The following is a 9,939-nucleotide window of genomic DNA, read 5'->3' as shown; positions in this document are numbered from 1 at the left end:
GGCCGCATCGGATGCGGCCCGCCCTTCGAACTACCTCGGCGAGATCTGTACTACCTCGGCAGGGTCAGCGGTCGAAGGCCTGCGCGACCAGGACCTCCTGCTGCTCCTTGTGGCGCTTGGCAGTGCCGGGGGCGGTGGCGGCGGACGCCGGGCGGGACACGACGCGCACGCGCGGCATGTCCTCCGGGAAGGCCAGGTGCAGGAAGGACCAGGCGCCCTGGTTCTCCGGCTCGTCCTGGACCCACACGACCTCGGCGTTCGGGTACTGCGCGAGCTGCGCGCGGATCTGCTCCTCCGGGAACGGGTAGAGCTGCTCCAGACGCACCAGGGCGGTGCGGGTGTCCTGGCGGCTCGTCCGCTCGGCGAGCAGGTCGTAGTACACCCGGCCCGTGCTCAGCAGCACGCGGTCCACCTGGGCCGGGTCCACCGTCGTGTCCGGCAGCACCGGCTCGAACGTGCCCGTGGTGAAGTCCTCCACGCTGGAGGCCGCGGCCTTGAGGCGCAGCAGCTGCTTCGGCGTGAAGACGACCAGCGGGCGGCGCGGGCGGGCGTACGCCTGCTGGCGCAGCAGGTGGAAGTACGACGCCGGCGTGGACGGCTGCGCGACCGTCATGTTGTTCTCGGCCGCGAGCTGCAGGAAGCGCTCGATGCGGGCGGACGAGTGGTCCGGCCCCTGGCCCTCGTAGCCGTGCGGCAGCAGCATGACCAGCGACGAGCTCTGGCCCCACTTCTGCTCGGCCGACGAGATGAACTCGTCGATGACCGTCTGGGCGCCGTTGACGAAGTCGCCGAACTGCGCCTCCCAGAGCACGAGGGCGTCCGGGCGCTCCACCGAGTAGCCGTACTCGAAGCCGAGGGCCGCGTACTCGCTGAGCGAGGAGTCGTACACCCAGAACTTCGCCTGGTCGCCCGCCAGGTACAGCAGCGGGGTCCACTCGGCGCCGGTGTTGCGGTCGTGGAGCACGGCGTGGCGCTGCACGAACGTGCCGCGGCGCGAGTCCTGCCCGGCGAGGCGCACCGGGGTGCCCTCCATGAGCAGCGACCCGAACGCGACGAGCTCGCCGAAGCCCCAGTCGATGCCGCCCTCCTTGGCCATGAGCTGGCGCTTCTGGAGCATCTGGGCCAGCTTCGGGTGCACCGTGAAGCCCTCGGGGGCCGACACCTGGACGCCGCCCACGCGCTCGAGCACGGCGTGCGGCACGGCCGTCTGCCAGCCCACCATGTCGCCGGCGCCCTCGCGCTGCGACTCGGGCCGCTCGAGGCCGAGGATCTCGTCCTCGCCGTCGGGCGTCGCGGCGGTGCCGGCCGACTTGGTCTCGGTGAAGACCCGCTCGAGCTGCGACTGGTAGTCCTGCAGCGCCTGCTCGGCCTCCTCGACCGTGATGTCGCCGCGCGCCACGAGGTTCTTCGTGTACAGCTTGCGCACCGACTGCTTGGCCTCGATGAGGTTGTACATCAGCGGCTGCGTCATCGAGGGGTCGTCGCCCTCGTTGTGCCCGCGGCGGCGGTAGCAGACCATGTCGATGATGACGTCACGGTCGAACTGCTCGCGGTAGGCGAAGGCGAGCTCGGCCACGCGCACGCAGGCCTCGGGGTCGTCGCCGTTCACGTGGAAGACGGGGACCTGGTAGCCCTTGGCGACGTCGGTCGCGTAGGTCGTGGAGCGCGACGACGACGGCCCGGTGGTGAAGCCCACCTGGTTGTTGATGATCACGTGGATCGTGCCGCCGGTGCGGTAGCCGCGCAGCTGCGCGAGGTTGAGCACCTCGGGCACCACGCCCTGGCCCGCGAAGGCCGCGTCGCCGTGGATGAGGATCGGCAGGACGGAGAACCCGTCGCCGCCCAGGTCGATGCGGTCCTGCTTGGCGCGCACGATGCCCTCGAGCACGGGGTCGACCGCCTCGAGGTGCGACGGGTTCGCGGCCAGGTAGACCTTGGTCGTCGCGCCGGACTCGGCGGTGAAGACGCCCTCGGTGCCGAGGTGGTACTTCACGTCGCCGGAGCCCTGCACGCTCTTCGGGTCGAGCTGGCCCTCGAACTCCTTGAAGATCTGGCCGTAGCTCTTGCCCGCGATGTTCGCCAGCACGTTGAGGCGACCGCGGTGCGCCATGCCGATGCCGACCTCGTCGAGCCCGCCCTCGGCGGCCTTCGACAGGATGGCGTCGAGCAGCGGGATGACGGACTCGCCGCCCTCGAGCGAGAAGCGCTTCTGGCCGACGAACTTGGTCTGCAGGAAGGTCTCGAACGCCTCGGCGGAGTTCAGGCGGCGCAGGATGCGCAGCTGGTCCTCGCGCGGCGTGCGCGCGTAGCCCGACTCGAGCCGCTCCTGCAGCCACTTGCGCTGGGCCGGGTCGGCGATGTGCATGTACTCGACGCCGATGGTGCGGCAGTACGAGTCGCGCAGCAGGCCGAGGATGTCGCGCAGCGTGTCCTTGGTCTTGCCGCCGAAGCCGCCCGTCGGGAACCGGCGGTCCAGGTCCCAGAGCGTCATGCCGTGGTTCTGGATGTCCAGGTCGGGGTGCTTGCGCTGGCGGTAGGCCAGCGGGTCGGTCTCCGCCATGAGGTGGCCGCGGGAGCGGTAGGAGTGGATGAGCTCGGCGATGCGCGCCGGCTTGGCGGCCTCGACGTCGGCGTCCACCGTGTTGTCGCGCACCCAGCGGACCGGCTCGTACGGCACCCGCAGGGCCGCGAAGACGCGGTCGTAGAAGCCGTCGAGGCCGAGCAGCTTGTTCGCGAGCACCTTGAGGAACTCGCCGGACTGGGCGCCCTGGATGATGCGGTGGTCGTAGGTCGACGTGATCGTCATGACCTTCGAGATGCCCATGCGGGCGAGCTGCTCCTCGGACGCGCCCGCGAACTCCGCCGGGTAGTCCATGGCGCCGACGCCGATGATCGTGCCCTGCCCGGCCATGAGGCGCGGGACGGAGTGCACGGTGCCGATGCCGCCCGGGTTGGTGAGCGAGATCGTGGTGCCGGCGAAGTCGTCCATACCGAGCTTGCCGCCGCGCGCCTTGCGCACGAGGTCCTCGTAGGCGGCCCAGAAGCCGGCGAAGTCGAGCTCCTCGGCCTTCTTGACGCTCGGCACCAGGAGTTGGCGCGTGCCGTCGGGCTTGGCGAGGTCGATCGCGAGGCCGAAGCCGACGTGCGCGGGCTGCACGACGTGCGGCTTGCCGTCGATGCTCTCGTAGTGCGCGTTCATCACCGGCATGTCGGACAGCGCCTCGACGAGCGCGAACCCGATGAGGTGGGTGAACGAGATCTTGCCGCCGCGGCCGCGCGCGAGGTGGTTGTTGATGACGATGCGGTTGTCCACCATGAGCTTGGCGGGCACGGCGCGCACCGACGTCGCGGTCGGGACCTCGATCGAGGCCTCCATGTTGGTGACGACGCGGGCGGCGGGGCCGCGCAGCTTCTGCACGTCGTCGGTCGCCTCTTCCTCGGCGGCCTTCGGCGAGGCCTTCGCGACCTCGGCGTAGGGCGCGGTCGAGGGCAGCGCCTCGGCGACCGGGCGGACGGCGCTCACCTCGGGGTCCGCGGGGAGCGGGGCGGGCTTCGCGGCCTTCCGCTCGGACTTGGCGGCCTCGGCGGCCGCGGTGCCGGACCCGCTCACGGTGGCGGGGGTGCGCGCCGGCGCGGCCGGGGCCGCGGGCGCGGCGGGCGCTGCCGGCGCGGGCGCCTGCGTCACCGGGGCCGCGGGCTGCGCGGGCGCTGCGTCGGCGGCCGCGCCGTTGTGCTCACCGGGCTCGTAGTCGGCGAAGAAGTCCCACCACGCGGGATCCACCGCGTTCTTGTCCTTGAGGTACTGCTCGTAGAGCTCGTCGACAAGCCATTCGTTGGCTCCGAACGCGCTCGCCACGCTGATCGACTCTGACCCGTCCTTCGGGGACACCACGCGCGGATCGCCCACTTTCACACCGTTGCACTCGTTCGCCGGAAATACGCACGGCGGTGCCGCGCGCAGGTCCCAGCCTATGCCCTTCGCGGCGCGCCGCCGGGGAGGGCCAGCGGCTCCAGACGGCCGTTCCGGGGCTCCCGGCGCGGCATCGTGACCGTCCGGTAATGCGGGGGGCAACGACTCCTCGGGTCGACCCGATGACTCCGTTGTCCGGCGTCATGGGCGCACCATTCCGGCCGCCGTGTGACGGAAGCATGTGAGCAACGTCACGTCGGTGCGCGAGGCGACCGTCAGTCGTCCGACTCGGTCGTGACGCCGGGCGCGGGGCGGGCCTGGGCGGGGAGGGTCACGCGCATCGTGGCGCCCCGGGCCGTGTCGGCGACCTCGACGTGCCCGCCGTGCAGGTCGACCGCCCAGCGCACGATCGCCAGGCCGATGCCCGTGCCGCCGCTGGACATGCCGGCGGGCGGCGCGGCGTGCGGGCGGCCGGCAGCGGCGCCGGAGGCGAACCGCTCGAAGATGCGGCCCCGGTCCTCGGGGGCGATGCCAGGGCCCTCGTCGCTCACCTCGAGCACGACGTCGTCGTCCACCGGATAGGCGTCCAGGCGCACGGTGCCGGCGTGCGGCGAGTGCCGGATCGCGTTCTGCAGGAGGTTGGTGACCACCTGGCGCAGGCGCTCCACGTCGCCCTCGAGCGTGAGGTCGGGCGGCGTGACGTCCACGACGTAGCTCAGCCCCTTGGCGGCGTCGACCATCGACATGGCCTGCGCCGTCTCCTCGAGGAAGTCGCCCACGGAGAACTCGCTCAGGACGAGGGCGGACGCCCCGGCCTCCACGCGCGACAGGTCCAGCAGGTACGTGACCAGCCGGGTGAGCCGCTCCGTCTGCTCCAGCGACAGCTCGAGGGCCGACGGCGTGGGCTCCGTGACGCCGTCCACCATGTTCTCCAGCTGCGCCTGCAGCGCCGCGACGGGCGTGCGCAGCTCGTGCGAGACGTTGGCGATGAGCTCGCGCCGCACGCGGTCGGAGGCGTCCAGGTCGGCCGCCATGACGTTGAACGCCTCGGCGAGCTGACCCACCTCGTCGCGGCTCGTGGCGCGCACGCGGATGGAGTAGTCGCCCGCCGCCATCGCCTGCACGGCCGCCGTCATGTCCCGCAGCGGCGACGTCATGCCGCGCGCGAGGAGCTGCACGATGACCAGGGACAGGAAGATCGCCAGGGGAAGCGTCCGCGTGGGGCCGAGCTCGTTCTGCAGCCCGATCCACGTGATGAGGACGGCGAAAGTCACCGTCGCGACGACCAGCACGCCCAGCTTGGTCTTGAGCGACCGCAGCGGGTCGAGCGGGCGGACGTCGGGCAGCCGGTGGTGCTCCTTGCGCCGCGGCGCGGGACCGGGTGCGTCGTCCGGCGCGCCGGGTCCGGCGTCCATCAGGACTCCGGCGGCTCGAAGGCGTAGCCGACGCCGTGCACGGTGCGGATCAGGTCGGGCCCGAGCTTGCGGCGCAGCGCCTTGATGTGCGAGTCCACGGTGCGGGTGCCGCTCGCGTCGGCCCAGTCCCACACCTCGGCGAGGAGCCGCTCGCGGGTCTGCACCGTCTTGGGCGAGCTGGCGAGCATGACCAGCAGCTCGAACTCGGTGGGCGTCAGGTGCACCTCGTCGCCGCCGCGGTGCACGCGCCGCTGCGCGCGGTCGATCGTCACGTCGCCCATGACCATGGGCGGGTCGGCCGGCGTCGTGACCGCGGCCTGCTGGGCGCGCTCGACCCGGCGCAGCAGCGCCTTGACGCGGGCCACCAGCTCGCGCATCGAGAACGGCTTGGTCATGTAGTCGTCCGCGCCGACGCCGAGGCCGACCAGCATGTCGGTCTCGTCGTCGCGGGCGGTGAGCATGAGGATCGGGATCGGGCGGTCCGCCTGGATCCGGCGCGTGACCTCCAGGCCGTCGATGCCGGGCAGCATGACGTCGAGCACGATGGCGTCCGGCTGCAGGCGGGAGGCGGCGTCGACGCCGGCGAGGCCGTCGCGCGCGACCTCGACCCGCCAGCCCTCGGCGGACAGCCGCTGCGCGATGGCGGCCGCGATCGCGGGCTCGTCCTCGACGACGAGCACGGTGGCGTTCTGCTGGCCCGACGTGCCCGAGGTGCCCGGGGTGCTCGGAGGGGTCGCGGTGGTCATGGTGCCATCTTGCACCGCGACCCTGGGGGAGCGCTGAGCACACGCTGTCCGGGATGGACGCCGACTCGCCACGGGCCGCCCGCCGGATAGCATCGGAGCACGATGGACGAGAGCCGATATAGCGCGCGGCCGCCCGCGCCGATCCGCCTGGCCACCCTGCCGCCGCACCGCTCGGTGCCGCCGCGCCGCACCCACCGGGGCCGCTCGTGCTAGGCGACGTGCTCATGATCGTGCTGGGCGTCGTGCTCACCGCGGGGACCGCGGTGTTCGTCGCCAGCGAGTTCTCCCTCGTCACCCTCGACCCGGCCGTCCTCGGGGCCGACGACGAGGAGGGCGACAGTCCCCGCCCCGGCGGCGGCACGGGCGCGCCGCGCCCGCCGGACCGTCGGGACCGCGCCGTCCGGGCCGGGCTCAAGCACCTGTCGACGGAGCTGAGCTCCGCGCAGGTCGGCATCACCATCACCACGATCCTGCTCGGCTACACCGCCCAGCCGGCCCTGCTGTCCCTGTTCTCCGACGCGTTCGCCGCGACGGCGCTGGGCGAGGGCGTCGCCGCGGTGCTCGCCGTCGTGCTGGCCCTGGTGGTCGTCAACGCGTTCTCGATGCTCTTCGGCGAGCTGATCCCGAAGAACTTCGCGCTGTCCGCCCCGCACGCCACCGCGCGGCTCGTGGTCCCCGTGCAGCGCGTGTTCACCATGATCTTCCGTCCTCTGATCGTCGTGCTCAACGGCTCGGCCAACGCGCTGCTGCGCCGGGTCGGCGTGGAGCCGCGCGAGGAGCTCTCCGGGGCCCGCTCGTCGTCGGAGCTGCTGTCGCTGGTGCGCCGCTCGGCGCAGGAGGGCACGCTCGACCCGTCGGTCGCGACCCTGCTGACCAACTCCCTCGAGCTCGACGAGCTGTCCGCCCGCGACGTCATGACCGACCGGATGCGCATGGCCGTCGTCGAGCGCGACACCACCGCGGCCGAGGTGGTCGCCCTCGCGCGCCGCACCGGACACTCGCGGTTCCCCGTGATCGGCGAGGACCGGGACGACGTCGTGGGCCTGGTGCACCTGCGCCGCGCCGTCGGCGTCCCGCACGACCGGCGCGAGGAGGTGCCCGCCGCCGCCCTCATGGTCGACGCGCCGCGCGTGCCCGAGACGGTGCGGCTCGGCCCGCTCCTCGTGGAGCTGCGCGGTCTGGGCCTGCAGATGGCCGTCGTCGTGGACGAGTACGGCGGCACGTCGGGCATCGTCACCCTGGAGGACGTCGTGGAGGAGCTCGTGGGTGACGTGGCCGACGAGCACGACCCCCGCCGGGCAGGCGTCGTGCGCGGCACCGACGGCTCGTGGGTCGTGCCGGGCGTGCTGCGCCCCGACGAGCTCGAGGAGCGCGCCGGCCTGGTCGTGCCCGAGGGCCCGGCGTACGAGACGCTCGGCGGGCTCGTCATGGCCGAGCTGGGCCGCGTCCCCGAGCGGGGCGACGAGGTCCGCTGCGGGGACGTGCTGCTGCGCGTCGAGGCGATGGACGGGCGGCGCGTGGAGCGCCTGCGCGTCGTCGCCGACCCGCCCGACGGCGGCCCCGGCGCCGACGCACGGGGGGAGGGCCGATGACCACCGGGACCGCCCTGCTGGTCGGCGTGCTGCTCCTGGCCGGCAACGCCTTCTTCGTCGGCGCCGAGTTCGCCGTCATCTCCGCGCGCCGCAGCGCCATGGAGCCGCGGGCCGAGGCGGGGGACCGACGCGCCCGCACCGCGCTGTGGGCCATGGAGCACGTGTCGCTGATGCTCGCGTGCGCCCAGCTCGGCGTCACCGTCTGCTCCACCGGCCTGGGCATCGTCGCGGAGCCCGCGCTGGCGCATCTGCTCGAGGTGCCGTTCGAGGCCCTGGGTGTCCCGGAGACCCTGCTGCACCCGGTCTCGCTGGTCCTCGCGCTCGCGATCGTCGTGTACCTGCACGTGGTGCTCGGCGAGATGGTGCCGAAGAACCTCGCAGTCGCCGGCCCCGAAACCGCGGCCCTCTGGTTCGCGCCGCCCCTGGTGCTGCTCGGCCGGGCCGTGCGCCCGGTGATCTCCGCGCTCAACTGGGTCGCCAACCATGCGGTGCGCCTCGCCGGCGTCGAGCCCAAGGACGAGGTCGCCTCCGCGTTCACCGCGCAGGAGGTGCAGTCGATCGTCGAGCACTCCCAGGCCGAGGGGGTGCTCCAGGACGAGCAGGGCCTGCTCGCCGGCGCGATCGAGTTCTCGTCGCGGACGGCCGGGGACGTCATGGTGGCTGTCGACGAGCTCGTCGTCGTGGGTCCCGAGACCACGCCCGACGACGTCGAGCACCTCGTCGCGCGCACCGGCTACAGCCGGTTCCCCGTGCGCGGCGGCGCGGGTGGCGAGGAAGGCGACGCCGAAGGTCGCGGCGAGCTGCGCGGGTACCTGCACCTCAAGGACGTGCTCTACGCGTCGAACGGCGACCGGTTCGAGCCCGTCCCCGCGTGGCGGGTGCGGGCGCTCGCGTCGGTGCGGCCGGACGACGAGGTCGAGGACGCCCTGCGCGCCATGCAGCGCTCGGGGGCCCACCTGGCGCGCGTCGAGGGCCCCGACGGGGTGCTCGGCGTCGTCTTCCTCGAGGACATCCTCGAGGAGCTCGTCGGCGAGGTCCGGGACGCCATGCAGCGGCGGCCCTGAGCAGGGTGGACACCCTCCCACGCCGCGGGGCGGGCGCCGCGGGCAACCACGCTGTGGACCGGGACTTGGCGGGGGAGCGCGACCCCGTTATGGTTCCGTGACGGATCGCCCTCGCGGCCGCGTGCAGGACACGCGGCGACGGGCGGTCCGTGTTCGGGTCCGGAGGTGTCCGGGCGGCCACGGCGGCCGTCCGGTACGAGCGCGGAGGTGCTGTGGAGGCGACGTCGCACGGTGACGCAGCCGCGCCGCGCTCACGCCGGGAGATCCGGGAGGCCGAGCTCGCCCGGGCCGGCAAGAAGCCCCGCAAACGCGCCCCGTCGCGCGGGGACGCCGGCCGGCACGCCGCCCCCGCCGGCCACACCTGGGTCACCCGCCTGACCGTCCTCGGCTCGCTCGCCGCCGCCACCATCGCCGCCCCGCTCGTCACCGACGCGCAGGCCGGCCACGGCAGCACCCCGTTCGACCTCGACACGCAGCCGACCGGCCCGTCGACCCTCGCCCTCCTCGAGCAGGGCGTCGACACCCCCCGCACCTCCCGCGCGATCGCCGCCGCGCCGCGCGACGCCCGCGTCGAGGCCGCCGCCGCCAGCCGCAGCGCGGAGCGCAGCCCGCTGCCCGACTGCGACCCGGACGCCCCCATCGACGGCAGCAACGGCGAGCTGGCCGACCACTCCCTCTGCGACATCTGGCAGGACGGCGAGGAGCTCCGTGCCGACGCCGCCGTCGCGCTGAGCGGGCTCAACGACGCCTTCCGCGCCCGCTTCGGCCGCGACCTGTGCCTCGTCGCCAGCTACCGCTCGCTGTCCACCCAGTACGCCGTCAAGGCCAGCCGCGGCTACCTCGCCGCCGTGCCCGGGTCCTCCATGCACGGCTGGGGGCTCGCCATCGACCTGTGCGGGCAGGAGTACCGGACCAGCGACGTCTACGGCTGGCTGTGGGAGAACGGGCCGGCGTACGGCTGGGAGAACCCGCCGTGGGCTCAGCGCGGCGGCTCCGGCAACTACGAGCCCTGGCACTTCGAGTACCGGCCGGGCGTCGAGGAAGTCTCGTTCTGGCACTGAGTGCCCTCTGTTGAGCACGCCCTCCCGAGCGCTGTCGTGGCTGGGTCCGCGGGGCGGCCGAGGTCCTTCGCACGGTCGCGTTCACGCGCCCCAGGGGGCGCTCCATTTCGGGAGGGATACGACCGCGCGAAGGACCTCGGCCGCCCCGCTC

Annotated in this window: 6 protein-coding genes; 3 read left to right on the top strand and 3 right to left on the bottom strand. The window is 73.3% G+C overall.

Translation table 11 applies throughout. From position 1 onward, the window contains the following. Positions 1 to 64 precede the first annotated feature (64 nt). The 3 genes from ACFWDO_RS20300 to ACFWDO_RS20290 form a co-directional block, all read right to left on the bottom strand. Entirely contained in the window at positions 65 to 3,856 is a 3,792-nt protein-coding gene (locus tag ACFWDO_RS20300) for a multifunctional oxoglutarate decarboxylase/oxoglutarate dehydrogenase thiamine pyrophosphate-binding subunit/dihydrolipoyllysine-residue succinyltransferase subunit (protein WP_380324954.1), read from the bottom strand. A gap of 329 nt (positions 3,857 to 4,185) precedes the next feature. Then, positions 4,186 to 5,325: a sensor histidine kinase gene (locus ACFWDO_RS20295; protein ID WP_380324951.1), complete on the bottom strand. Its 1,140-nt coding sequence runs from the start codon at positions 5,323 to 5,325 to the stop codon at positions 4,186 to 4,188. Continuing rightward, on the bottom strand, positions 5,325 to 6,071 hold the full coding sequence (locus ACFWDO_RS20290) for a response regulator transcription factor (RefSeq protein WP_380324948.1): 747 nt from the start codon (positions 6,069 to 6,071) through the stop codon (positions 5,325 to 5,327). The genes ACFWDO_RS20295 and ACFWDO_RS20290 overlap by 1 nt, the downstream gene beginning before the upstream one ends. A gap of 206 nt (positions 6,072 to 6,277) precedes the next feature. Here ACFWDO_RS20290 and ACFWDO_RS20285 point away from each other — a divergent pair, with 206 nt between their 5' ends. From ACFWDO_RS20285 to ACFWDO_RS20275, 3 genes are all read left to right on the top strand, one after another. Further along, positions 6,278 to 7,663: a hemolysin family protein gene (locus ACFWDO_RS20285; RefSeq protein WP_380347139.1), complete on the top strand. Its 1,386-nt coding sequence runs from the start codon at positions 6,278 to 6,280 to the stop codon at positions 7,661 to 7,663. Beyond that, complete coding sequence (locus ACFWDO_RS20280) at positions 7,660 to 8,727, top strand: hemolysin family protein (RefSeq protein ID WP_380324945.1); 1,068 nt, start codon at positions 7,660 to 7,662, stop codon at positions 8,725 to 8,727. The genes ACFWDO_RS20285 and ACFWDO_RS20280 overlap by 4 nt, the downstream gene beginning before the upstream one ends. Before the next feature lie 212 nt (positions 8,728 to 8,939). Further along, positions 8,940 to 9,788 carry a D-alanyl-D-alanine carboxypeptidase family protein gene (locus tag ACFWDO_RS20275; protein ID WP_380324942.1) on the top strand — a complete coding sequence of 283 codons (849 nt, stop codon included), beginning with the start codon at positions 8,940 to 8,942 and terminating at the stop codon, positions 9,786 to 9,788. The last annotated feature ends 151 nt before the right edge of the window (positions 9,789 to 9,939 follow it).

Origin of the sequence: Isoptericola sp. NPDC060185, assembly GCF_042728595.1 — a bacterium.
GTDB lineage: Bacteria > Actinomycetota > Actinomycetes > Actinomycetales > Cellulomonadaceae > Isoptericola.
This window is presented reverse-complemented; position numbering and strand designations above follow the sequence as displayed.

Excerpts from the sequence above, each read along its gene's own strand:
- ACFWDO_RS20280 (WP_380324945.1), top strand. The coding sequence starts at position 7,660 with ATGACCACCGGGACCGCCCTGCTGGTCGGCGTGCTGCTCCTGGCCGGC.
- ACFWDO_RS20295 (WP_380324951.1), bottom strand. The coding sequence starts at position 5,325 with ATGGACGCCGGACCCGGCGCGCCGGACGACGCACCCGGTCCCGCGCCG.
- ACFWDO_RS20290 (WP_380324948.1), bottom strand. The coding sequence starts at position 6,071 with ATGACCACCGCGACCCCTCCGAGCACCCCGGGCACCTCGGGCACGTCG.